This window comes from Marinomonas posidonica IVIA-Po-181 (genome assembly GCF_000214215.1).
Taxonomy (GTDB): Bacteria; Pseudomonadota; Gammaproteobacteria; order Pseudomonadales; family Marinomonadaceae; genus Marinomonas; species Marinomonas posidonica.
Genome location: NC_015559.1, coordinates 837,344 through 862,303 on the forward strand (window position 1 = coordinate 837,344; position 24,960 = coordinate 862,303).

A 24,960-nucleotide genomic window follows, 5' to 3' on the forward strand; every position below is an offset into this window, starting at 1 on the left:
GTAATCTTTTGTATATGTATATAGATACTCATTGTCATCTTGATTTTGATGTGTTCGACGAACAGCGTGAAGAGTTGATGGCTCGTTGTTTGGGAGCTGGCATAAAACACTTTTTAGTGCCAGCAACGGTATCGTCTCGTTGGGGGCGTTTGCTTGAGTTGTCAAAGCAATATCCTGAGTGGCGTATTGCTTACGGTTTGCATCCTTACTTTCTTAAGGGGGCTGAATTGTCTGAGCTAGATAATTTGGCGACTCAATGTGAGGATGGGGCCATCGCGATAGGTGAGATTGGCTTAGATAATTGGCCTGGTTCATTGTCGTTAGAGGTGCAGAGAGAGTTTTTTATTCGTCAATTGGTTATTGCTAAATCACTGGCGTTACCAGTCGTGATACATGCTAGGAAAAGTTATGACTTGGTATATCAATGTCTTCGTCAGGTGGGCTTGAAAACAGGTGGTACCATCCACGCTTTTAATGGCAGTTACGAACAAGCACAGCGGTTTGTTGAGTTGGGGTTTGTTTTAGGCATTGGTGGTACGGTGACGTATCCAAGGGCTAAGAAAGCGCAGCGTGTATTACAGGCTTTGGATCGACAATCTTATGTACTGGAAACGGATTCCCCTGATATGCCTTTGTATGGATTTCAAGGGCAGATGAATACTCCCTTGTCTATTCTTGAAGTGGCGAAGAGTGTTGCCATTATTAGGAATGAAGAAGTAGAGCAGATTGCTGTTGATAGCTATGATAATCTACTACGAGTTTTTCCTAAGTGGCATGAGGGCTTACTTTGAATAATAAACAAGACATTAATGCGCCGATCCGTATTTTGCTGCTGGGTTCGGGAACAGAAGTGGGAGCGGCTTTTTTAAACCTAACCCAAGATAAACCAGAATTTGAATGGTTGTGTCCAGACGAAGCGCTGTTGCTGGATGCAACTCGACGTGATGAGTTAAAAGCCATGACCTTTGATGTGGTCATCGATGCACTGAGTTTACGTCATGCTTTGCAATCTGATTATGACAAGTTTTTAGGAGTATTGACGTTTTTAAGCCAAGAGGCATTTGCACCTCTGATTATGTTGAGCAGTGCTCGTGTGTTTTCGGGTGATAAAGGCTTGGCTTATTCGGAAAAAGATGTGCCAGATGGCAACAGTGCATATGCTAAAGCGTTAATTCAGGCGGAATTGGAAGTGTTAAATCACCCACAAAATATTGTGCTGCGAACGGGTTGGTTGTTTAGTGGTCAGGGTGATGATTTTGTTTGTCGTACTCTGGAGTCGATTCAGGGTGGCGTTAATCTTGCTTATAAAGATGACCTGATTGGTAGTCCGACGCCAGTTTCTGACTTAGTTAGAGTGGTGTTGTCGATGGTTAATCAGAGTCATTATGGCGCAGAGAGTAAAGGGATTTATCACTATTGCTGTGCTGAGGAAATTAGTTGGATTGGATTGGTTGAAGCGATTTTAGCTGCGGCGGCTCAGTATGATTCAAGAGCGCAAGTCGATGTTGAAGCACCATCGGATAGTGTAGAAGGTGTATCGCAAGTCGCAATGAAGCGACAATCTCTGTCTTGTCGAAAAGTGTTTAATCACTTTGGTATCAAGCAGCGACCTTGGCGATCAAAACTAAGAAGTCTGGTAAAGGAATTATATCAAGTTAGTTGATGAAGACATGAACGGTTGAAGGCTCGTTTGGGATCTAACACTCGCTCATGTCTTTTCAAGGTCAATGGTTGACCTTTGATATGCAGATAGAGCAGGAGTTGACGTGCATAAAATGAATCTTAAAGCGGTAATGGTCGTGTTTGTCTTCCAAGTGTTGGTAGGCGTTCTTTGGTATGCATCAACCCCAACGCAATTTTTAGGTCGTTTTGTATTGCATGACGCAGCAGAACTTCCAAGCTGGGATGTGCTGGTGATATTTCTGATTTCAAGTTTCGTGTATTTGTGGTTCACAGCTTGGTTAATGTTAAGAGTCAGAAATTTAACACGTATTGGACAATTCTTTCTGGCCATTTTTATTTGGATTTTGATTGTGTTGCCAAACTTTTTGATTGTGTCATTGCATTTAGAGTTGGGTTATGACGATTCGCTCTATTTGTTGTCTTACAGTGCTGTCAATTGCGCCATAATGGCATTCATTCTACCATTATGGCGTCCTTCACGTTCTATTTTTAAAGACTAGTAGAGGCTACTTTCAGGCCATACTAACCATAAGCAAAAGCCACTAATGAGGATGCTCAGAATGGCTTGGCTGATAATGGTTGGTATGGCCTTTTGCGTTAAGTTACGGACAATCGGTGTCACGAAGCAAGAGGCAGCTATTAAGATCATGACGTGTAGAGGAATGTCTGCTAAAACATGGCTTTGACTGATTAAGCCTGCCAGTATAATTACGGCAGGAGCGCTACTAAAAGCTTGTCTATTTGATGTAATAAGGCTCACCAATAGATAGCCAGCACTGGCGGCGGCAAAAGCGCCAAGTAACTGGCCAATTAATAAACTGCCTCCAATCGAAATAACAGGAGCAGCGCTGCCGGCGACGATCATCAAGCCGATCATGGGAGTGTGAGGTTCTAACTTTTCGAATCCTTTGGATTCAGTATTGTTACTATTATTAGTTTGGTGGCTTAGCAAAATATACGCAAGCGTAGAGATGGTACAAGCAACAGACCATATGATGCTCATGTGAATCCCTGAATGTTGGAGCACAGGGTTAAGTAAGAAGTAGAAGGATGTCCCGATTAATAGGGCGCAAATTCCATATTTTAACGCCGTTGAGCTTTTGCTGAGGTATAGACTGACAAAGGCTAAAATACCGATAATGACACTGATACTATAATAATCCATCGCTTGTTTTGGTGGAAAGCTCAGTCCTGAATGGATCAGACTGAGCCCTACAATAAAACCACCGAGATAGCCTAAAAAAGACGATGAACGCAGTAATTTGCCAGTAATAAAACTGACTATTAGCGCGGCGATAAAGGGGTAAATGGCCGTATGCAATAGCATGATTAAATTTGAGTTACTGGCTTCTTCGTACATGTCTTTTCCTTAAACTGTCTTATTGGCGAATGCCTTCCACGTATACTTCGATTTCTGTCGTATCGGTGACACCTGGGATGAAATAAGTGATGCCAAAATCACTGCGGTTAATGGTTGTTGTGGCTTCAAAACCAGAACGGTAACCACCCCATGGATCTTTACCTTCACCAACTTTTTCAACATCAAATGTGACGGCTTTAGTAACGCCATGTAATGTTAGATCACCTGTCAGTGTGTCACCGTCAAATTGGCTGCTGGTGAATGTTAAGGTTGGGAACTGTTTAACGTCTAGGAAGTCTGGACTGCGTAAGTGTTTGTCACGAGCATCGTGATTGGTGTCAACGCTGTCAGCTTGGATAGTTAGTGTCGCTGAGCCAGATTTGCCATCATCAGCGAATGAGAAGTCACCGCTGAACTCGTCAAAACGCCCTACTGTGGTGCTCACACCCAAGTGGCCGATTTTGAAAATGACTGCAGAGTGAGCTGTATCGACTTTGTAGTCTGCTGCGAAAGAAAGGCTAGAGGCTAAAGCCAAAGCGCTAATTGCTATTGCTTTCATGTATGTTCTCCTTATTTAGATTTATGTATCCGCACAGTTTAGTATCTTTTTTTTAATAAATAATCTGCTAAAAAAACAATTCAATATTAACTATAATGAAATAATAAAATGGGAACTTTTTTGATTTTAGGTGAGTGAAATGGATAAGTTACAAGCAATGAAGGTGTTTTGCCGAGTGTATGAGGTGGAGAGCTTTAAGTTGGCCAGTGATTCGCTTGCTATCTCAAGACCTATGGTAACTCGTTATATTAACTTTATTGAAGATGAGTTGGGAACCAAGTTATTGCAAAGGAATACCCGCAACATCAGTGTGACCCATGCTGGCCAAAAATATTATCAACATTGTGTGTCTATCTTAGATGCACTAGAAGAGGCTGAAAGTGAAATAGGGGACTTAGCACAAAAGCCAAAAGGGTTATTAAAAGTCAGTGTGCCAATGGATTTTGGTTTGACGCATTTAGTGCCTTTGCTCGACAGTTTTACTCGTTTATATCCACAGATTGAATTGGAGGTGGATTTTAACGATAAACGTGTCGACATGACGGAGTCCGGCGTAGACCTAGCGATTCGCGGTGGTCAATTGGGGGGCGATCAATTTGTTGCTCGTAAGCTTTGTACTGCCGGGTCTTATGTATGTGCTTCTCCGGAGTATCTTGAGCGATATGGTGCGGTTAGGTCTTTAGAAGATTTGCAACGCCATAATTGTTTGCTTTATACCAATACCATGACATCTGATCACTGGCACTTTACGGACGCTAAAGGTGAGCGTCAATCGATTGTGGTGTCTGGGAATTGTCGGGCCAATAATGGTGGAGCGTTGGCACGATTGGCTCTAGAAGGTGTTGGTGTCATTTATCAGCCGGAATTTTTGGTATCGAAATACCTAGAGTCAGGTGCATTGGTCAATGTTTTGCCACAATGGAAAGGGTATGAAATCAGTTTTCACGCGATTTATCCACAGCGTAAATTGATGTCCCAGAAAACACGATTGTTACTCGAATTCTTACAGGAAAATTTGTAGATTAGAGTGCTGCTTGAAAGACGTTTAGAACGTATTCAAGCAGCAGCGCAATGCTTTAAGATTAGGTCAAATCGTCAAAGTCGTTATTGATGTGAAGATCAACTGGAAGGTCGTAGCCAGGCAGTTTGATATGCTGGTTGGTGATGTCCAATTCCTCTCCTCCAAGCACATTAAAGCCGAACTTGTAGGTTGGTAAGACTTCACCACGAATGGCGGCTTGATTGTATTCGGCCGCATTTTCAACCACAGTGGCTTTCTTCTGTTGATAATCTGCTAATTGCTCCGCTGAATAACGTTTTGCTAACATTTTCATTACTTGCTGAGGAGACAGCAGTATTGCGGTTGCATTGTTGCCGCCAAAGCCTTTTGAGTTTAGCAAGGCGGCGTCAAAATACTCAGCACCGTAGTGTTCGTGCTTCAATTGGAATTTCAAACCGTCTTGATACACATCATCGGCAATGGCATTAGAGGTGGTGATGCCAGGTAAAATACCATCCTGCCAAACGCCGAGCGAAAGGTGTAATTGATCGCCACCGGCAGTGCCTTGCGAATGACCTAAAAACGCTTTCATAGCAACGACTGGTATGTCTGTTGCACCAAAGCTGGTGGCCGCTTTGCTCAATACATGTGATTCGGTAATGCGGTTTTGTGGCGTGCTGGTACCGTGAGCTTGAATAAAGGTGCGTTTAGTTAAGCCTTCGTTGCCGACGATGTTTTCTAAATACGCCATGGCTTTACTCATGGTTAGATAGTTACCAACACCCGGTGCCGAAATGGATTTTTTGTGGCCATCTGCATGGGAATACACCGCTGGAATGGCGCCAAATATTTGAGCACCGAGCTCAATAGCAAGCTCATCATCCATTAACAGTGTCCATTGACTTGATTCTCCAATGGTGAAACCACAGTTTTCTGCAAAAGGGCGACAGCTGCGAGTGTGATCTGGCTCATCGTGCTGGCTTAATTTATCCAAAGCTAGCAATGAAACGTCTTCAGCCAATGCCCCCATGGTTCGGAAGCCTTCAATGATTTCAGGAGTGATAGGTGCATCACTTCCTCCAACCATGGCCACACGGAATTTGCCGGATTTTATGCCATCTACCGCGCGTTCTAAATTGAAGAAATAGGTCGCACAAGCACCAATCGCTGTTCCCACATTACCAACACTTCCAAGTAAGTAAGCGCTGACAAAGTCGGCTGGCATTTGTGCATAGCCAAGAGGCAAATGTTTTGAAGTGGTACGTTTGCCCATAAGGGCCGATTTCAACATACCACCGAAGCCTAAATCGTCCATTTGGCCAATGGAATTGGCGGCATACACGGCCATTTTGTCAGGGGAGACTTTACTGCGAATGAGCTCCCAATCAATTCCACTGCTCTTAATCGCATCGGATGCGCCGTAAACCGTCATTTGCAAACCACGAGGGTGGTTACGGCTCTGGTAGAGCTTACCAGCATCAAATCCTGTTGGTAGTTGTCCTGCAGATTTTACGGCCAATGGTTTAGTGTCTTTTACGAAGGCTTCTAAGTTACCATCAACGGTAATTTCACTGATGGTGTCGGACACAGAGGTGACCTTCCAGTTTGAAGGTCTGTTTTTTGGTAAAGAGCGAGTTTTCGCTCTAAAGCTAAATTTCTCTTCATTGGAAACTGCTTGTAAGGACGTCGCTTTATGGATGGTGACATGATCAACATCAAAAAGACTTGGATGAATACGGCGAATGAGCGTTTTAGCTAGGAGTTCTTCACCAATGCTGTCCACTAATGCTTCTGCATTGAGTGTCTCACCAGTGTCAGTTTGCCAAAGCCCATTTTTGTGCTCCGCCATATTGGTTAGCGTTGCAAGATCCAATAACACATCCTGCTGGATTGAGTTTGGTAGAAGATCAAATACGATTCGGCGATAAGCTTGATGTGATGAAGTACGACCAGCCGAATTAATTCCGCCAAAGCCAACAATAACAGGTAAACGGGCCAATTGAATTTCCTCGTTTTAGGGATGAGTAAAATATTACGGTATTGTAATGAAGGGGATGGCGCTTAGCCACCCCAGACACAGTAATTTAGTAACGTAAACTTGCATTTTATTACATTTTTTCTATCTTGGATTCGGAAAAAAGTGCAATAAAAGATGGTTACTCATTATTTGCTTGTATGCGGTTAAAGCGCCATAGCTTGTTGTAGTTAATCAAGCCAATGATTTCCTTAACGTAAGCATGGCCACGCTGGGAATAATGCTCTAAGCCTTGAGCCAATGCTAAGCCTGTAATGACTTCGTCTTGTTGCCTAAGGTTAGCACGGGTGTTTCGAAGTTTTTTATAGGCTGAGTTGGTGTTGAGGTTATCTATATATGCGAATACAGATTCACGAGCATCGTGGAATTTTCGGACTTCATGATCGGCATCATTATCACGAGAAACAGGTACTAGGCCGCAGCCTTTGCGAAAACACCATTGTCCGAAATAATTGTTGCCTTGAGTGGCGAAGCGAGAAGTGCCCCATGCCGATTCGTTGGCCGCTTGTGCAAGTACCAATGACGTAGGAATGATATCAAGGCGCGTCAATAGTGTTTGAAGTTCTTGTGTCGAGTACTGGTCACGCACTTTGAGCTTGTTGTCTTTACGTAGTTTTGATATCCAAGCAATCTCTTTGTTAGACAGTGTATTTGACTTTTTAAGTATAGTATTTAGGCGTTCTCGATCGGCTAGGATCAAATCATTCTTTTCTTTGGCAAAAGGAGATAAGTATTCGAAGAAGGCTTTTTTACGAGCCTTAACATCTGTTATCGCTTGGAAGTCGGGCGCTTTGGTTTGGATGGGGTGAGATTTGAAGTAATCCTTCTCGTCTTGTGTTGCTTCACCAGCTGAACTGACTTTTTCTGTCGTGTCTGCATCCGTTACGTCCTCTTCATCCTGAAATGGGCCGGTTTTAATCCATAAAACTAAAATTAGTATTATTGTGATAACCCAGAGTATTTTCTTTTCCATAAACAGCTACAACTCTCAACTATAACATAGGGATTTGCTTTATTTCGCTCAATGTCGAGGCGCTATCAAAAAGCAAAAGAGGCACCATTATCCTTAAAATGCGTTCAATTTAACAGTCTTTAGAATATTCGCAGACGATATGATGACGTTTTCGGGCGCCATCATTCGTATACCTTATCAAGACTAAGCTAAAAATAATTGGCTTGGGCCAACGGGAACAACCTGAGTCGGGTTGATGTTTTTGTGGCTGTAGTAATAGTGCCGCTTTATATGATCAAAGTTGACCGTTTCAGCGATTCCTTGATATTCATACAAAGTTCGTAAGTAGCGATTGATATTTGGGTAGTCGAGAATGCGTTTTAGATTGCATTTGAAGTGACCAAAGTACACGGCATCAAAACGAATTAAGGTGGTAAATAAGCGCCAGTCAGCCTCAGTTTGTTGGTTACCCATTAAATAGTGTCGATCTTGTAATCTATCGTCTAGATAATCCAGTGTTTCAAACAATGGTGTTAAAGCTTCCTCATAAGCCACTTGAGTGGTGGCAAAGCCGCATTTATACACGCCATTGTTCAGTGTGTGATAAACCTTATCATTTATCTCATCAATCTCTGGGGCAAGTTCGTCTGGGTAAAAATCTAAGGTGTTTCCAGTGAGCTTATTAAAGGCACTATTAAACATGCGAATGATATCTGCGGACTCATTTGAAACAATAGTGTTCGTTTTTTTGTCCCATAAAATGGGTACGGTGACTCGTCCGCTGTAATCTTGTTTGGCCTTGGTATAAATTTGGTGAGCAAATTGAAATTGATGTAATGGATCACCATTGGCGACATGTCCATCTTGGAAATTGGTATCTGCCTTGAATTCCCAGCCATTTTCTAACATGTCTGGGTGAACACAGCTGACGCTGATGATGTCTTCTAATTGTTTCAGATGTCGGAATATCAAAGTACGGTGCGCCCAAGGACATGCCAAAGAAACGTACAAATGATAGCGTCCAACTTCGGCTGGGAAATGATCGTCTTGATTGGCATCGTACTGATCGCTTGAATAAATCCAGTTTCGAAAGACGGCTTCGCTACGGATGAACTTACCTTGTGACTTTTTGGTGTCGTACCATTGGTCGACCCATTCGCCATCTACTAATAATCCCATTGTCTTTTCCTTATCTTTTATATTTCTGCATATTATTAATGAAACAGAACGCGTTTCGGGGCAATATATTGGTCGTATTTAATCGAATGATTCGATGGGTTTGGTTGTCCTATGTCTGAGCGTTTTGGTTCTTTGTTCGCACCATGTTGTATCTTGCTCCTAAGTGTCTATGCGAGCTTATATGTTGGCTTACTGCCGCCCGTTTGGGTCAGTATTTTGCCGTTGATGCCTTTGATTCTAGCAGGTGTCGCCATTTTACTTGCTTGGCATTTTAATAAGGGCCGTGTTTTTATTCTGGTGTTGCTGCTGTTGATCCCCAAATTGTATGGGGGCTCGAATCAAACAGCTTCCATAACCGCGTATTTGGTGGTGTCTTGTTTTTGTGTAGCGTTGTTGGCGTTTGTTAAGGAGAGAGGTTTTTTTAATCGCTTTGCTGTCAATCGCTTACTGTTTGTCGCCATGCTAGTGTGTTGGTGTTATGCGGTTGAACGTCACTGGGTGTCTTTTGCATTTCTTGATCAAGCGGTTTTCCAACTGCCTTTCACTTGGTCTGATTTATTGCTTTGGTTTGGCCTTGTCGTCAGTATCATGCTTATGGCCATGGCATGGTGGTTAAGTAATGATGCTTTTCATGCCAGTGGTTTGATTAGTATTTTGAGTCTGATCATCATTTCTCGCTTTAGTGTCTCAGGTGTGCAATACGACACCTTGCTGTCGGCGCAATGTCTGTTGTGGATCTGGTTCCTATTGATGGAAAGTTATCGTATGGCGTATTTGGACGACATGACGCGCTTACCAGGACGTCGTGCCTTGAATGAGCAGTTGGTTGGCTTGTCCAAGAATTATGCCATCGCCATGGTCGATGTGGATCATTTTAAAAAGTTCAATGACACCTATGGCCACGATATGGGAGATAAGGTGTTAAAGAGCGTTGCCCAGCAATTAAAGTTGTTTTCTGCTCCAGGTCGAGCTTTTCGCTATGGTGGTGAAGAGTTTACGTTGGTTTTTCGGCGAGCTCAGGTGAAAGAGGTCGAGGCGGTTTTAGAGACAGTGCGTGAAAGTATTGAGGACGCTCAAGTTGAAGTCCTTGATCCTAAAAAGAAAAAGGACATTGAGGTGAATGTGACGGCGAGTATTGGTGTGGCATTTGCGTCCGCTGGTGAGATACCAACCAATGTGCTCAAACGAGCGGATGAGGCTCTGTATCAATCGAAGGAGAAGGGCCGTAACCGAGTTTCTAAGTCACTCCCTGCGAAAATTTAAATCGAAAAATAAAAAAATTGACCGTTTGTTTAGTTTTTTTGGTTCAAACTATTGCACTGTTACATCAGCTGTCTATAATTAATCTCAGAATTCAAGAACATTAAGGTACATGTCATTTATATGGGCCTTAATCACAGCGCCAACGTGGTGTAACAGTTAGCTTAAATAATGAATGCCTATAGTTATTTGAGTCTCTGTTACGAGGGGAAATGGGGAGCTTCGGCTCCCTTTTTTTATGCCTGCATTTCATACCTGCCTTCTCTTTATTGTGATCTTTTTGCTGGTCTTTTTTTATTTCCTTAGTGTGTTGAGTGAATTTAGGATCTGGCATATTTTGTATTCGGCTACCTTCGTGACAGCGTCAAAGAGTGTTATTCTTATACTCTCTCTGAATAGGATAATCAGAGTTTCCCCTACTATTGACTAGAAAGCAGCGAGGCTAGACTTTGAGCGACGCAAAACGACCTAAAGATCAGCTGAAAGCACACATTAGAGCGCAAAATCAAACTCTTATATTGGAAACATCGGAGCGAGTGTTTGCTCGTCAAGGGTTGGCAAAGACCACAACCCAAATGATTGCTGATGAGGCTGGCTTACCTAAAGCTAATGTGCATTATTATTACCGATCGAAAAAAGATTTATTGGAAGCTGTGTTAGAGCGTATTTTGGAAATGTGGCTTCACTCTGTCAGCGAATTTAATGTCGAGGAAGGTCCAAAGCGGAATCTAACTCGATACATAAGTGAGAAGATTGATCAGTCTCGTGATAATAAAAATGCCTCTAAGGTATTTGCTATGGCGTTAATCGGTGAAGAGCCCTTTGTGCTGGATTACTTACGTCGCTTGTTTGTTTCTGAATTGAGTCGTGAAAAAGCCACGATTGAAACATGGGTCAATGAGGAGTTAATGGACCCTGTGCCAGTAGAGCATTTGTTTATCAGTATTTGGGCCATGACACAGACCTACGCAGATTTTGATGCACAGGTGCGCATTATGTTGCAAAAAGAATGTTTGGGTGAAAGTGATTATGATGAGGCAAAAGTCTTTATCACGCGAATGGTGTTAGCAGGTTGTGGTGTGAAGGAGTTGCTATGACTGTCGAAAGTAGTCTTACTTTTTTTGTCGCTATTTTTATCTTCGGTATAACGCCGGGGCCAGGTGTATTTGCCATCATTGCAAGAAGCATGACTCAAGGTGCTCGTGCCAGTGTGACTTTGTGTGTTGGTATGACGGCGGCTGATATCCTGTATTTGGTTATGGCTTGTTTGGGGTTGGCAGTGATTGCGCAAACTATGGAAGGGCTGTTTTTGGCCATTCGGTATCTTGGTGCTGCGTATCTGATCTACTTAGGTTGGAAAATGTGGAAAGCGCCTTTGGTAAGTCACATGGAGGAAGTGCCAGTGGCAAAGTCGTCTAAGCAAGAAATGGCCAGTTTGGCACAAGGTTTTATGATCTCCGCATCAAACCCGAAAGTCATTTTGTTTTACATCGCATTTTTACCGACCTTCATGGATTTGACCATTTTGACCACTTGGGACATCGCGTTGGCATCGGTGTTGGCCTTTGTTGCGCTTATGCTGGGGTTAACCTTGGTGTCAGTGAGTGTGTCACAAGCGCGTCGCATGATGAAATCTAGCTCGGCGATGAAAGCCCTTAATCGAGTGGCTGGTAGTATTATGATCAGTGCAGGCGGATATTTGGCTTTAAGAAGTTAGGTTTTAGGTTCGTACCACAAGCCGCCACAGCATAATGCTTTTTGGCGGCTTTTTTATGACTTTTATGATTAGCGCGTGCCGTAAATGCGGTCACCCGCGTCACCAACTCCTGGGCGGATATAAGCATGTTCGTCTAAACCGCGATCAATAGTGCCAATGTACATGGCCACATCTGGGTGTGCTTCTTTGAAAGCTTGAATGCCTTCCGGTGCCGCAAAAAGACAAATGAATCGAATGTCTGAAGCGCCCATTTTTTTCATCTTATCAATCGCCATGATGGCAGAATTACCGGTTGCCAGCATTGGGTCTACTACAATAATGGTTCGTTCATTTACTGAATGTGGCATTTTTAAATAGTATTCAACAGGCTGCTTGGTTTCTGGGTCGCGGTACAGTCCCACATGACCAACACGAGCAGAAGGTGATAGTTTCAAAACACCTTCGGCCAAACCATTACCAGCACGCATGATGGTGACAATGCAAAGTTTTTTTCCTTTTAAGACTGGGCACATGGCTGTCTCAAGCGGGGTTTCAATTTCAATATCAATGGTATCTAAATCGCGAGTCGCTTCGTAACCAATTAAGGTGCCGAGTTCTTCAACCAGCATTCGGAATTCACGAGTGCTGGTGTTTTTGTCGCGCAAACTGGTTAGCTTGTGTTTTACGAAAGGGTGGTTGATGACAAAAATATCGTCATATTTTGTGAGTAGTTGTTCGCGGGTCATACGCTTTTCCTTTTCGTTTGGCGAGCTGAGGGCGTTGCAATAGTGGTGACGCAATATTTGTGCTGATGATACCACTAACTCACTTTTGGCTGAACATTTAATCTTGTCCTCCTAGTTAGCAGCTTGTCATAACTGATTAGGGGAACTTGTTTTTGGCAAGATCGTCATTACATAAGAAATAACTCAATACATTTAGACAACGACTTTGTTTTCGTAAACAGAGCCAAAGAAAGAGATTAGCAATGACTGATGATGAGCATTACATTGATCAACATGACGATGACATTTTGTCCGAAGAGGAAAGTGTGGTCATAAGTGATCCGAAAGCGTTAGCCCTTCCTGACGATGTATTACCAGATACCCTTTACATCCTGCCAATTTCCAGCCGTCCGTTTTTTCCTGCACAGGTACAGCCTGTGATGGTAGATGCAGAGCAATGGGAAGATACTTTGGAGCGTATTGCTGAACATCCACAGGCTGCAGTTGGTTTAGTTTACGCTGAAAAAGTAGGCAAGGGGGCTCCACCTGTTGACATGCTTCGATCCATCGGTTGTGTTGCACGTGTACACAAAGCCGAGAAACAAAACGATAAACTGACTTTCTTAGCGCAAGGTGTGAAACGCTTTGAAGTAATAGAATGGCTGAGTGAAACGGCGCCCTATCTAGCGAGAGTTCGCTATATCAATGATGCTAAGGCTAATGACGATGAAGCAAAGGCCTATTCCATAGCGATTTTGGATGCGATTAAAGAGCTGATTCGACTCAATCCATTATTCAGTGAAGATTTACGTCAATACCTCGGTCGTTTTTCGTTTAATGAGTCCGGTTTGTTGGCGGATTTTGCCGCCTCCATTACGTCTGCGGACGCGGAAGACTTGTACGATGTGTTGGCAACCATCCCTGTTCAAACGCGCATGCACTTATCATTAACCTTGTTGCGTAAGGAGCTTGAAATTGCTCGTTTACAAAATGAGATCAGTGCAGAAGTGAATGATAAAATAGGTAAGCATCAACGAGACTTTTTTTTAAAAGAACAGCTTAAAGTCATCCAAAAAGAGTTGGGAATTTCGAAAGACGATCGTACGTCAGACATTGAGAGTTTTGAAGAACGCTTGCAAGGTAAAACGCTTTCTAAAACGGTTTCAGATAAAATCGACGAAGAGCTGCATAAACTGAGTATTTTAGAGACAGGTTCTCCAGAATATGGCGTGACGCGTAATTATTTAGATTGGGCAACGTCTTTGCCTTGGGGGGTGCACTCTGACGACAATTTGGACATTAAAGCGGCGCGAGAGGTGTTAGAGTCTCATCATGCTGGATTAAGTGACATCAAAGATCGCATTGTCGAGTTTTTGGCCCTTGGTGCGCACCGTGGTGAAATGGGGGGCTCAATTTTATTGTTGGTTGGTCCACCAGGTGTGGGTAAAACTTCCATTGGTAAATCCATTGCAGAATCACTAAATCGAAAATTTTATCGGTTTAGTCTTGGTGGCATGCGTGATGAAGCAGAAATAAAAGGTCATAGACGAACATACATTGGTGCCTTGCCAGGTAAGTTTGTTCAGGCGCTAAAAGATGTGCAAGTAGAGAACCCTGTGATCATGCTAGATGAGATCGACAAGATTGGTTCATCTTTTCAGGGCGATCCGGCCTCTTCTTTATTAGAGGCGCTTGATCCTGAGCAAAACAGTGAGTTTTTGGATCATTATTTGGACATGCGCATTGATTTGTCGAAAGCTTTGTTTATTTGTACTGCCAATCAGTTGGATACGATTCCATCACCTTTGTTGGATCGAATGGATGTGATTCGCTTATCTGGTTACATTGCTGATGAAAAGTTGGCGATTGCTAAGCAGCATCTATGGCCGAAGTTGCTTAAGAAAAACAAACTACTTAAAAAGCAGTTAAATATCACTGATGCGGCATTGCGACATGTGATTGAGCATTATGCGCGAGAAGCTGGCGTGCGAGGTATGGATAAGTTACTGCAAAAAATACTGCGTAAATGTGTCGTAGAACTCATGACAGGTGAGAAGCACCATATCAATGTTGGTATTAAAGACGTCGAAACATTACTTGGCATGCCTTATTTCCGTCCAGAAAAGACACTTCAAGGTGTTGGCGTTGTGACTGGCTTGGCTTGGACTTCTATGGGGGGCGCTACTTTACCAATTGAGGCCACTAAAGTGCATGAGCTGACTCGTGGACTGAAGTTAACAGGTAAACTGGGCGATGTGATGAAAGAGTCTGCCGACATCGCGTACTCTTACGTGTTTTCTCATACCAAGAGTTATCAACGAGCGCCGGAGTTTTTTGATAAAAGCATGATCCATTTACATGTGCCAGAAGGGGCAACGCCAAAAGATGGTCCAAGTGCGGGCGTTACTATGGCAACGGCTTTAATGTCATTGGCAAAAGGTGAGCCGATTCGTCGTGGTTTGGCGATGACGGGGGAGTTGACCTTGACAGGTCAAGTACTGGCTGTTGGTGGCATTCGTGAAAAAATTATCGCGGCCAAGCGTAGTAAAATTAATGAAGTAATTTTGCCTGAACCAAATCGACGAGACTTTGATGAGTTACCTGAGTCCGTTAAAGACGGTATGACGGTGCATTTTGCAGAACGTTTTGCGGATGTTGAAAAGGTGGTTTTTGGCCGTCATGTTAGTAACCTTCATTGATGTTCACTAATTTGTCCACAAACTAGGCATTCTCATCATGCTCTAGTCATGAGAAAATGAATCAACCGGGTAGGCTCAGGCTTGCCCGGTTTTTTTATAGTTAGGTTATTAGGGGAAATGAATGCCCAGTTCGGCAAAACTCACACAAGGCTCAACGTTTAAACACGTGGTAACCATGTCGGTTACCAGTGCGTTAGGGTTAATGTGCATGTTTTTGGTGGATTTAGTCGATATGCTGTTTCTCTCCATGTTGGGAGAAAAAGAAGCCGTAGCGGCAGTGGGTTATGCCAGCACTATTATGTTTTTTACGGTCTCGCTGAGTATCGCCATTTCCATCGCAGCGACCGCTTTGGTTTCTCGTGCGATTGGGGAGCGCAACCTTGAGTTAGCAAAACGTAGAGCTGTCAATGTACTGGCATTTGGTATTCTATTTTCCTCCCTAGTTGTTTGGTTTTTATGGCCAAAAATTCCGCATATTTTATTTTTCATTGGTGCCACTGGACGGGCTCTAGATCTGGCAACCGGTTATTTGCAGATTCTGATATTGGGCATGCCTGCTGTGATGATAGGTATGATTGGTTCCGGGATTATGCGTGCCTTGGGCGATGCCAAGCGTGCAATGTACGCGACTATGATTGGTGGCTTGGTGAATGCCGTTCTAGATCCTATCTTTATTTTTGCCTTTGGTCTTGGAGTAGACGGTGCCGCCATTGCGTCTTTGCTGGCTCGTTTCTCTATGGTGGCTGTGTCTTATTATGGTGTGGTTCACGTCCATAAAATGTTAGGCGAATTTGATCTGATGGACTTTTTTAAAGACGTTCGATGTATTGCGGTGATTGCTGTTCCTGCCATGCTGACGAACATGTCTTCGCCTCTAGCAAATGCTATTGTGATGGAACATACCGCTTCTTTTGGCGATGACGCGGTGGCTGCGGTGGCCATTATTGGTCGTATTATACCGGTTATCTTTGGTGGCTTATTTGCATTATCGGGAGCTGTTGGCCCTATATTGGGGCAAAACTACGGAGCGGGTCGTTTTGACCGGATGCATCAAACCATTTCAAGTGCGGTGATTTATGCCTTGGGATACTGTTTTTTGTTGTGTTGGGCCTTGTATGCATTGCAGGATTGGCTGGTGGTGGTGTTCAATGCGTCTCCGGCCAGTGCGGATCTCATCCGTTTTTTTGCGACCTTTGTCTCTTTCAGTTTTTTCTTCCAGAGTTTGTTGTTTATCGCCATTGCGACTTTTAATAACCTTGGTCGTCCTCTTCACAGTACCTTGTTAAATTTTGGTCGAGCTACGATAGGGACTTGGCCATTAATTATTGTTTTTTCTTGGTTTATGGGGGCGGAAGGGATTTTGTTCGGTCAGGCAGTTGGTTCGGTTATTTTTGGCGTGTTAGGCTTGTATATGGCAAGAAACTACATCGTTGAATTGGAAGAAAAAGAAGCCAAAGAAATACTGCCTTCTGGCTCTGCTACTGGCTTTGATGAAATGATTTAAGGGGGGTTGATCATGACGTTTTGATTGCCCACAGTAAGAATTCACGATTACCATCGCCACCTTTGATTGGGCTCTCAATGTAACATTGCACTTGAAGTCCTAAATCAGCGACAAAGGCTTTGATGTCATTGGCTAATACCATGACTCTTTTTTGATCTTTTACTATCCCGCCTTTACCCACAAATTCTTTGCCCACTTCAAACTGAGGTTTTACTAGAGTAATGAGGTGACCGCCTTCTTTAAGTAGAGGTGGAATTTGCGGTAAGATTTTCGTTTGTGAAATAAAAGAGACATCCATCACTGTCAGATCGAAACCAGCTTCAGGTAAATGGTTTTGCAAGTCTTCTTTAGATAAATGCCGTGCATTTATTCCTTCCAAGCAAACAATCTGTGGATGATTGATTAAGCTTGAATCCAGCTGGCCGTGACCTACCTCAATGCCTACGACCTGCTTTGCGCCATGTTGAATGGCGCAATCGCTAAAGCCTCCAGTAGATTGGCCGATATCTAATACTTGAAAGTGAGTAATGTCCAATTTTGTATGGGATAAAGCCCCTTCAAGTTTTAGCGCCCCACGTGACACATATTTGTCTGTGTCTTTTTGAGTGACATTTAACTCGGTATCGGTTGGTAGTTTTAAGCTGGCTTTGGTAATAGTGTTCCATTGATCGTTTGATAAATAAGACACTCTGCCTTCGTGGATAAAGCTTTGCGCTTGTGAGCGTGACTTGGCGAGACCTTGTTCGGTAAGCAGAAGATCAATGCGTAACATAATGAAACCGTTAATGACAATATTAGCTGCTATATTATCAAAATTAGACCAAGCAAAATAGCTTAATGGGTAAGTGAATAGCGCTGTACCATCCATCTGAGGAGAGCCTGTGATACCGACGACCTTGATCACAACAGAAGAATTAGAGTCACTTCTAGATTCACCAAATTTAGTATTATTGGACTGTCGCTTTTATTTGACGGATTTAGCTAAAGGGAATTTGCTGTATCAAGAAGGACATTTACCCAATGCTATTTTTGTTGATGTACATCATCAGTTAGCGGCTGCTGAAAGTGAGACTTCTGGACGACATCCTTTGCCATCAGAGCAGATATTCTCTAATCAACTGCAGTTATGGGGCATTGATAAGCAAAGTGATGTAGTCATATACGATGATATGGGCGGTGCTATTGCTGCTCGAGCTTGGTGGATGATGGTTCAGCAAGGCCTCAAGGTTCGAGTGTTGGATGGTGGTTATCCTGCTTGGTTAAGGGAAGATAAAGAGGTTTCATGTCAGCAATTTACCGGTACTAAAACCAATGAAGTGATTGATGTTGTATTTCCTTGGGCAGTGGACGAGCAAAGTATTGTTGAGAATTTTGAGACGAATCAATTTCAATTGGTGGATGCAAGAGCGGCTGATCGTTTTGAGGGTGAAAATGAGACCATGGACCCTGTTGCAGGACATATTCCGGGGGCAATCAATCGTCCCTTTATGGATAACCTTGATGAGCTAGGCTATTTCAAACCAGCAGAGCAGTTGCATGTTGAGTGGCAGGATTGGATTTCTCAAGAGGAAGAAGCCCATGTTTATTATTGCGGTTCAGGGGTAACAGCTTGCCATAATGTACTGGCATTAAACTATTCGGGGATTGAAGCGCAGCGAGTATATGTGGGGTCTTGGAGTCAATGGGCAAAACGGATGTTACGTTTGACTAAGGCACACTGATTTTTATTTAAAAGCGAATAAAAGTTAAATTAGGCATTCTTAATTCACTCTCAAACTGTAAAATAGGGACATATTTTAGGATGTAACAAATTGGTTTAAGGTAGAGTTTGATGAAAATTGCGGTGGCTGGAACTGGCTATGTTGGCATTTCGAATGCTTTGTTGTTGGCTAAGCATAACCAAGTGGTTGCGCTGGATATTATTCCTGAAAAAGTAGCCATGCTGAATGCCAAACAATCTCCAATAGAGGATGATGATATTGAGCGCAGTCTTGCTCAAGATGAATTGAACTTTAAGGCCACTCTGGACAAAGAAGAGGCTTATGTAGGGGCGGATTACATCATCATTGCAACGCCCACAGATTATGATCCAGAAACCAACTATTTTAATACCCGCCACGTTGAGTCTGTCATTGCCGATGTATGTCGTTTAAATCCAAATGCAGTGATGGTGATTAAGTCGACTGTTCCGGTTGGTTTTACTCAGTCTGCGAGACAGCAGTTCGCAACGAACAACTTAATATTTTCCCCTGAGTTCTTGCGTGAAGGAAAAGCTTTGCATGATAACTTATACCCTTCTCGTATCATTGTTGGGGAGGAGTCTAAACGAGCTCGTGTTTTTGCCGACTTGCTTGTGCAAGGGGCACTAAAAGCAGAAGTGGATGTATTGCTCACAGGCTCAACAGAAGCGGAGGCAATTAAGTTATTCGCCAATACCTATTTAGCCATGCGTGTTGCTTTTTTCAATGAGTTAGACAGCTATGCTGAATCCCATCAATTGGACAGTCGACAAATTATAGAAGGGGTGGGATTGGATCCCAGGATTGGTAAACATTATAATAATCCATCCTTTGGTTATGGTGGCTATTGCTTGCCAAAAGACACTAAACAGCTTTTAGCCAATTATGATCAGGTGCCCAATAATCTCATTCGAGCGATTGTGGATGCCAATGTGACTCGAAAAGACTTCATTGCAGAATCCATCCTAAAACACTCGCCTAAAGTCGTTGGTATTTATCGCTTAGTAATGAAGTCGGGTTCGGACAATTTTCGAGCCTCGGCTATACAAGGTGTCATGAAGCGTATTAAAGCCAAAGGCGTGGAGGTCGTGGTGTATGAACCCGCTTTAGACGAACCTCAGTTCTTTAACTCTCGTGTCATTAATGATTTGGCAGAATTCAAGCGCTTGTCAGACGTCATTGTTGCAAACCGCTTAACGGATGATGTAACGGATGTTGAAGAAAAGGTGTACACCCGAGACCTCTTTGGTGGGGATGCTTGAGAATGAAAAAAAAGGATTGGCAATATTATAAAAATAGACTCGCAAAAATTCGATACTATATTGGGGAGTCATTTGCTTTAAAGCTTCCTGTTACAAGTGCGGATGACATCATTGCATCTGCTAATGTGACGGATGAGATAATGAATAGGGTTAATTATTATTGTAAATTATCAAAGTCTTTTAGGAGATCATCTCAAGCTGTCTCAGTGGGGGGGTTTAAAAAGACGAAGAGCTTCACATACTATGCAGATACAAAAAGAGTTATTCGTCGTTTTTCAAAAAATAACTTTTTCGACTTTATCTTTGGTGATGTTATACATATACCTGATACGCCGACTTTTGTTAAAAGTCGACCAATATCAGATGATAATGAGAACTCAGTTTTACTTAAATTGAATGCTGTCCGGCATTATCAATTTATTAATGATGACACTCCATTTGAAGACAAAAAGCCTCAGGCTGTATGGCGTGGAATGGTGCATCATCAACATAGAAAAGATTTTGTTGATCTATACTATGGATGCGTTTCAGCCAATATTGGACATAATGATCATACCAAAGAAGGCTTCAAGGGATTTCTATCAATCAAAGATCAGTTACGTTATAAGTATATCGTGAGTATAGAAGGGAAAGATGTAGCAACAAATTTAAAATGGGCAATGAATTCAAACTCTTTAGTTATGATGAGGAAGCCTAGATTTGAAACATGGTTTATGGAGGGTCTGTTAAAGCCAGACTTTCACTATGTCAAGCTTAAGGATGATTTCTCAGACTTAAAAGAAAAAATAGATTATTACAATGAAAATCCAAATGAAGCTAAAGATATAATTAAAAATGCAAAGCAATATGTAAAACAGTTTTTAAATAAAGATAATGAAGATTTGATTTCTGTTTTGGTGGCTAGTAAATATTTTGATCTAATGGATAGTTGAGTTTCTGAATTATGTCATCAATTGGTGTTTTATTAATTGTTAAGAATGAAGAGAAGTGTCTTGATCGATGCTTAAAATCTGTTGCTGATTGGGCTGATCAGATTGTTATAGTCGACTCTGGCAGTGTAGATGGTACGCTAGACATTTCGAAAAAATATACGAATGATGTTTATATTCATAGCCAGTGGGAAGGGTTTGGGAGGCAGAGACAAATAGCTCAAGGGTACTTAAAGACTGATTGGGTTTTTGTGATTGATGCAGATGAGGAAGTTTCCCCTGAATTGAAGCGTGATATAATATTAACAGTTGGTGAAAATAGTAAAAAATTATACCTTGTGAATAGGTTAAGTTCTGCTTTTGGAAAGAGAATTAATTACTCTGGTTGGAGTCCTGATTGGATTGTAAGGTTATATCCCCGTGAATTGGCAGGGTATAATGATGCTTTGGTGCATGAAAAAGTTATTTCGGATTCATCGATTGATAAGGGCAAGTTACGAGGGTATTTATTTCATGATACCTATTCTAGCCTTAATCATTATTCATTAAAAACGACCAAGTATCTCAAAGCTTGGGCTGATGAAAGAGAAGGCAAGAAAAGCTCCTCGATCTCAAAGTCTTTGCTGCATGCCTTTTCGTGTTTTATCAAAATGTACTTTATTAAACTAGGTTTTTTGGATGGCCGACATGGTTTTATTCTTGCTTGGTTAGCTGCACATTCAACATTTTATAAATATATAGATCTCTGGTTGAGAGAGTATGAAAAAAATGAAAGTTAGTCTGATCGTAACTACTTATAACTGGAAAGAGGCTCTTTCTGTAACGTTGGAAAGTGTTAAGCGTCAATCAGTGCTCCCTTTTGAAGTTATTGTCGCTGACGATGGCTCTAGGGAGGATACAGAGATATTGATACAAGAGTTACAAGAAAAATATCCTGTTCCATTATTACATTCTTGGCAAGAGGATATAGGATTTCGTTTAGCGGCAAGCCGTAATAAGGCAATAGCAAAGTCTAGTGGAGATTATTTAATTATAGTTGATGGTGATTTATTTTTACCGAAAAAGTTTATTGAATCTCATCTGGAGGCAGCTACTCAAGGGGCTTTTGTTCAGGGAGGAAGGGTTCTTTTAGGTGAAAAAATCAGTTTTAAAGTGTTAAATAAAAAAATTATACCAAGTTTTTTTTCGAGTGATATTCGAAATCGCCATAATATGATTGATTCAAAAATTTTAAGTAAGTTGGCAACTCGTATTAGAAATAATGATAAGTCAACTCGTGGTTGTAATTTTGCTCTTTGGAAAAAGGATGCTCTTAATGTTAATGGTTATAATGAGGATTTTGAAGGGTGGGGGCGTGAAGATAGTGAAATGGTTATTCGGTTATTAAACTCAGGCCTTAATAGAATTTACTTGAAGTTTAAGGCTGTTGGTTATCACATTTATCATAAAGAGAATGATAGAGAAATGCTAGATAAAAATGACGAAATATATAAATGTTCTATTTTTGAAAAAAAAGTTTTTTGTGAAAATGGAGTTGATCAATATATAAAATGAATACTAAAATAGTATTTAAAGAAAGTGAGATGTCACATTTTTTTTCAAAGGAAGTTGATTCTTCTGATTTTGATGTGCTTTATGAAAAAAATATATATCAAAGTAAAGGCTTGAAGTTTTTTTCTAGATTGTTTGCTTTTTTTTCAAAACCTAAAAGCTCTAAGGAACGAGTTTTTATTTTTTCGATTGAAAATATTCTTGTCATTGATTTAGTTTTTAGAAAGATTGGTTGTCCAGTTGTTTGGTTGTGGAATCCTATCGCTTCAATGAGTTTTAAAAATAAAATTCTCTTTCTTCTTTATGTTAAGGTCAAGTCAATTGAGGTGTGGACCTTTGATAAGAGTGATTCTATAAAATATAATTTCAATTATCATCCACAAATTCATTCATCTAAACTGATTTCTTTAGCTTCAAGAAATCAAAGAAATTCTAAAGCATTCTTTTCTGGTGTTGACAAAGGTAGATTGTCGCTCCTTAAAAAAATTAAAAAAGATTTAGGTGAGGTTGAAGTCGACTTTCACATAGTAAAGGATAAAAAAAGACGTTATTCGGATGAAGATATTAGTTTTTTAACTAAGGATTATATATCTTTTTCTGATTATCTAAATAGGGTTTTTGATTCGAGTATTCTGGTTGATGTTTCTCAAAATCAACAAAGCGGTGTGACGTTACGAGTGATAGAAGCTTTTTTACTGGATAAAAAACTCATTACTACAAATGCTGAAGTGATGGATTTAGTCGGTTATAGAAAAGAAAATGTTTACATTTATGGTCAAGATTCTAGAAGTCTTTCTTCTTTTTTAAAAGAAGATTACATCCCACTTTTAAAAGATGAAAAGTCAATATACACATTTTCTCGGCTAATTAGAGTAGTGTTTCCTTAAGTTTATATGTCTCTTGATATCTGGCTGGGTTTTATGAGCTTGAGGCAATTGGTATGTTCTAAAGGACAAGAGCGTTTAAAGCAAGGTGAACAGTCTAGATTGAGGTTATGTATGACCTTGTTGTTTGTTAATGGCGGAGTGAATAATTCGCTCGTTGAACCATAAATTCCGTGTACTTTTATGCCAACCGCTGCTGCAACGTGCATGAGTCCTGAATCATTACTTACAGCAACCTCTGCAGCATTCAGTAAATCAATTGCATCAATCAGCTGAGTTTTTCCACATAAGTTTATGCTGTACTCTCCAAGCTCTTGAGTGATCTTATCTCCATCATCTTGGTCTTTTGGCCCACCCAGAACCCAGACCTGGTAACCTTTTTCTATGAGTTTTTTAGCTAATTCGCGAAAATGTGAAATTGGCCACTGCTTAGAGGGGCCAAATTCAGCTCCAGGCATAAGAGCGACGGCAGGTCGGTTTGATAAGCCATGTGTCTTAAATTGCTCTGCTTGATTTGCTTTATCAACGATGAGTTTTGGTTGAGGTAGTGTTCTTGGTGGATAAGCCTCGTCACTTTTAGTACCTAATGAAACAAAGCGCTTTACGGTTTGATTTAAAATGGTTTTATCGAGTTTGCGTCGCTCGTTCAACAACACATATCTTTGCTCTCCTTTGAAGCCCACACGATGAGGAATCTGAGCAAAAAATGGTATTAAAGCTGATTTCCATGAGCGAGGTATTACAATGGCTTTGTTGTAGTTTTCACTGCGTAAATCTTTACCAATTTTGAATCGTGTCTTTATTCCCCATTCACCGTGATTAGTAGGTAACACAATTGCATTACGAATTTCTGGCATCCTAGCCAGAATCGGGACAGACCAGTTGGGACCAATGACATCAATAATGGCATCGGGTTCTTGCTGTTTGATAGTTATAAAGAGGCTTTGTGCCATCACCATGTCGCCTACCCATGATGGACCAACAATTAAATATTTAGCCATGGTTATCCAGCCAGTTTAGATAATCTTTAACGCCTTCGGCTAAGCCTCTAAATGAACCTGTATATCCAGATTTTCTTAGCTTTGTAATATCTGCCTGAGTAAAGCTTTGGTAGACACCTTTTAAATGCTCTGGGAAAGGAATGTATTCAATTTCCCCCTTGCTATAATGCTCGATAACGGTCTCCGCAATCGTTCTAAAAGGTTCAGCTTTACCTGTGCCAAGGTTGAAAATACCAGATTTGTTAGGGTTGTCTAAAAACCAAAGTTTAGTGTTGACGAGATCTTCGACATAAATGAAATCACGGCTTTGTCCGCCAGCTTCATAGCCATCATAAGCGCCAAACAATTTCGGATTTTCATCAGCCAATATTTGATTGCGTAAATGGAAAGCGACACTTGCCATACTGCCTTTATGTTGTTCCCTTGGGCCATATACATTGAAGTAACGAAAGCCTACGATTTGATGTGTGGTAGTTGGTAGAAGTGATCGAACGTATTGATCAAATTGAAATTTAGAGTAAGCATACATGTTAAGCGGTTTTTCATGCTGCCTTGTTTCTTCAAATACGGGTCCTGAACCATAAACAGAAGCAGAGGATGCATAAGAAAATGGAATGTTGTGTTGTGAGCAAAATGCAAGAACGGCCTTGGAGTATTGATAGTTAACATCCATGACATATTTGCCATTCCATTCTGTTGTTGCTGAGCATGCGCCTTCGTGGAAAACTGCCGTAACATTCATCTCTAAAGAGTCTTGCTTGATCGCCTCTAAAAAGTCATACATGTCCATGTAGTCAGCAATATCAAGATCGGACAGGTTGAGACACTTTTTACCATCTGTTAAGTCATCTACTAACAAAATGTTAGTGATACCTCGATTATTTAAGGCTTTAATGATGTTGCTGCCAATAAAGCCCGCGCCGCCAGTAACGATAAACATAT

General features: G+C 41.5%; 24 protein-coding genes. 15 read left to right on the plus strand and 9 right to left on the minus strand.

The window, feature by feature from the left end:
* Positions 1 to 14 precede the first annotated feature (14 nt).
* The 3 genes from MAR181_RS03865 to MAR181_RS03875 all read left to right on the plus strand — a co-directional run bounded on the left by MAR181_RS03865 (position 15) and on the right by MAR181_RS03875 (position 2,183).
* Positions 15 to 791, plus strand: a complete 777-nt coding sequence (locus MAR181_RS03865) for a TatD family hydrolase (RefSeq protein WP_013795285.1) — start codon at positions 15 to 17, stop codon at positions 789 to 791.
* Positions 788 to 1,663, plus strand: coding sequence for an SDR family oxidoreductase (locus MAR181_RS03870; RefSeq protein ID WP_013795286.1), 876 nt, complete (start codon positions 788 to 790; stop codon positions 1,661 to 1,663). Before MAR181_RS03865 ends, MAR181_RS03870 begins: the two co-directional genes overlap by 4 nt.
* A gap of 112 nt (positions 1,664 to 1,775) precedes the next feature.
* Positions 1,776 to 2,183 (plus strand): hypothetical protein, encoded by a 408-nt coding sequence (locus MAR181_RS03875; protein WP_245546234.1) that lies wholly within the window; start codon positions 1,776 to 1,778, stop codon positions 2,181 to 2,183.
* Here the strand turns inward: MAR181_RS03875 and MAR181_RS03880 are convergent.
* On the minus strand, positions 2,180 to 3,043 hold the full coding sequence (locus MAR181_RS03880; protein ID WP_013795288.1) for a hypothetical protein: 864 nt from the start codon (positions 3,041 to 3,043) through the stop codon (positions 2,180 to 2,182). The two genes, MAR181_RS03875 and MAR181_RS03880, sit on opposite strands and share 4 nt — an antisense overlap.
* Before the next feature lie 19 nt (positions 3,044 to 3,062).
* Positions 3,063 to 3,602, minus strand: a complete 540-nt coding sequence (locus MAR181_RS03885) for a YceI family protein (protein WP_013795289.1) — start codon at positions 3,600 to 3,602, stop codon at positions 3,063 to 3,065.
* Between the two features lie 139 nt (positions 3,603 to 3,741).
* On the opposite strand from MAR181_RS03885, the gene MAR181_RS03890 reads away from it, so the two are divergent.
* A complete protein-coding gene (locus MAR181_RS03890; RefSeq protein WP_013795290.1) occupies positions 3,742 to 4,623 on the plus strand; it encodes a LysR family transcriptional regulator in 882 nt (293 codons plus the stop codon).
* 61 nt (positions 4,624 to 4,684) lie between these two features.
* Here MAR181_RS03890 and MAR181_RS03895 read toward each other — a convergent pair whose 3' ends face one another.
* The 3 genes from MAR181_RS03895 to MAR181_RS03905 all read right to left on the minus strand — a co-directional run bounded on the left by MAR181_RS03895 (position 4,685) and on the right by MAR181_RS03905 (position 8,768).
* Positions 4,685 to 6,601, minus strand: coding sequence for a beta-ketoacyl synthase (locus MAR181_RS03895; RefSeq protein WP_013795291.1), 1,917 nt, complete (start codon positions 6,599 to 6,601; stop codon positions 4,685 to 4,687).
* Positions 6,602 to 6,758: 157 nt separating this feature from the next.
* Entirely contained in the window at positions 6,759 to 7,610 is an 852-nt protein-coding gene (locus MAR181_RS03900) for a glucosaminidase domain-containing protein (RefSeq protein ID WP_013795292.1), read from the minus strand.
* Between the two features lie 183 nt (positions 7,611 to 7,793).
* A complete protein-coding gene (locus MAR181_RS03905; protein ID WP_013795293.1) occupies positions 7,794 to 8,768 on the minus strand; it encodes a glutathione S-transferase family protein in 975 nt (324 codons plus the stop codon).
* A gap of 111 nt (positions 8,769 to 8,879) precedes the next feature.
* Between MAR181_RS03905 and MAR181_RS03910 the strand changes: the two genes are divergently transcribed.
* The 3 genes from MAR181_RS03910 (at position 8,880) to MAR181_RS03920 (ending at position 11,745) form a co-directional block, all read left to right on the plus strand.
* On the plus strand, positions 8,880 to 10,031 hold the full coding sequence (locus MAR181_RS03910) for a GGDEF domain-containing protein (protein ID WP_013795294.1): 1,152 nt from the start codon (positions 8,880 to 8,882) through the stop codon (positions 10,029 to 10,031).
* Positions 10,032 to 10,477: 446 nt separating this feature from the next.
* Positions 10,478 to 11,125: a TetR/AcrR family transcriptional regulator gene (locus tag MAR181_RS03915; protein ID WP_013795295.1), complete on the plus strand. Its 648-nt coding sequence runs from the start codon at positions 10,478 to 10,480 to the stop codon at positions 11,123 to 11,125.
* Complete coding sequence (locus MAR181_RS03920; RefSeq protein ID WP_013795296.1) at positions 11,122 to 11,745, plus strand: LysE family translocator; 624 nt, start codon at positions 11,122 to 11,124, stop codon at positions 11,743 to 11,745. The genes MAR181_RS03915 and MAR181_RS03920 overlap by 4 nt, the downstream gene beginning before the upstream one ends.
* A gap of 68 nt (positions 11,746 to 11,813) precedes the next feature.
* Here MAR181_RS03920 and upp read toward each other — a convergent pair whose 3' ends face one another.
* On the minus strand, positions 11,814 to 12,470 hold the full coding sequence (upp, locus tag MAR181_RS03925) for a uracil phosphoribosyltransferase (protein WP_013795297.1): 657 nt from the start codon (positions 12,468 to 12,470) through the stop codon (positions 11,814 to 11,816).
* Between the two features lie 242 nt (positions 12,471 to 12,712).
* Between upp and lon the strand changes: the two genes are divergently transcribed.
* Together lon and MAR181_RS03935 are read left to right on the plus strand one after the other, a co-directional pair.
* Positions 12,713 to 15,148: an endopeptidase La gene (gene lon / locus MAR181_RS03930; protein ID WP_013795298.1), complete on the plus strand. Its 2,436-nt coding sequence runs from the start codon at positions 12,713 to 12,715 to the stop codon at positions 15,146 to 15,148.
* 121 nt (positions 15,149 to 15,269) lie between these two features.
* On the plus strand, positions 15,270 to 16,652 hold the full coding sequence (locus tag MAR181_RS03935; protein ID WP_013795299.1) for an MATE family efflux transporter: 1,383 nt from the start codon (positions 15,270 to 15,272) through the stop codon (positions 16,650 to 16,652).
* A gap of 10 nt (positions 16,653 to 16,662) precedes the next feature.
* Here MAR181_RS03935 and MAR181_RS03940 read toward each other — a convergent pair whose 3' ends face one another.
* Positions 16,663 to 17,424, minus strand: coding sequence for a TlyA family RNA methyltransferase (locus MAR181_RS03940; protein ID WP_013795300.1), 762 nt, complete (start codon positions 17,422 to 17,424; stop codon positions 16,663 to 16,665).
* A 109-nt stretch (positions 17,425 to 17,533) separates the two neighbouring features.
* On the opposite strand from MAR181_RS03940, the gene MAR181_RS03945 reads away from it, so the two are divergent.
* From MAR181_RS03945 to MAR181_RS03970, 6 genes are all read left to right on the plus strand, one after another.
* Positions 17,534 to 18,373: a sulfurtransferase gene (locus MAR181_RS03945; protein ID WP_013795301.1), complete on the plus strand. Its 840-nt coding sequence runs from the start codon at positions 17,534 to 17,536 to the stop codon at positions 18,371 to 18,373.
* Positions 18,374 to 18,483: 110 nt separating this feature from the next.
* Positions 18,484 to 19,653 (plus strand): nucleotide sugar dehydrogenase, encoded by a 1,170-nt coding sequence (locus tag MAR181_RS03950; RefSeq protein ID WP_013795302.1) that lies wholly within the window; start codon positions 18,484 to 18,486, stop codon positions 19,651 to 19,653.
* Positions 19,654 to 19,655: 2 nt separating this feature from the next.
* Positions 19,656 to 20,585: a glycosyl transferase family 90 gene (locus MAR181_RS03955; RefSeq protein WP_013795303.1), complete on the plus strand. Its 930-nt coding sequence runs from the start codon at positions 19,656 to 19,658 to the stop codon at positions 20,583 to 20,585.
* Between the two features lie 11 nt (positions 20,586 to 20,596).
* Entirely contained in the window at positions 20,597 to 21,361 is a 765-nt protein-coding gene (locus MAR181_RS03960; RefSeq protein ID WP_013795304.1) for a glycosyltransferase family 2 protein, read from the plus strand.
* Positions 21,342 to 22,136, plus strand: a complete 795-nt coding sequence (locus MAR181_RS03965; RefSeq protein WP_013795305.1) for a glycosyltransferase family 2 protein — start codon at positions 21,342 to 21,344, stop codon at positions 22,134 to 22,136. The genes MAR181_RS03960 and MAR181_RS03965 overlap by 20 nt, the downstream gene beginning before the upstream one ends.
* Positions 22,133 to 23,020, plus strand: coding sequence for a WaaS/CpsH family glycosyltransferase (locus MAR181_RS03970; protein ID WP_013795306.1), 888 nt, complete (start codon positions 22,133 to 22,135; stop codon positions 23,018 to 23,020). The genes MAR181_RS03965 and MAR181_RS03970 overlap by 4 nt, the downstream gene beginning before the upstream one ends.
* 2 nt (positions 23,021 to 23,022) lie before the next feature.
* Here the strand turns inward: MAR181_RS03970 and waaF are convergent, their stop codons facing one another.
* Positions 23,023 to 24,018 carry a lipopolysaccharide heptosyltransferase II gene (gene waaF, locus MAR181_RS03975; protein ID WP_013795307.1) on the minus strand — a complete coding sequence of 332 codons (996 nt, stop codon included), beginning with the start codon at positions 24,016 to 24,018 and terminating at the stop codon, positions 23,023 to 23,025.
* A complete protein-coding gene (gene rfaD / locus MAR181_RS03980; RefSeq protein ID WP_013795308.1) occupies positions 24,011 to 24,958 on the minus strand; it encodes an ADP-glyceromanno-heptose 6-epimerase in 948 nt (315 codons plus the stop codon). Before rfaD ends, waaF begins: the two co-directional genes overlap by 8 nt.
* Between the last annotated feature and the right edge of the window lie 2 nt (positions 24,959 to 24,960).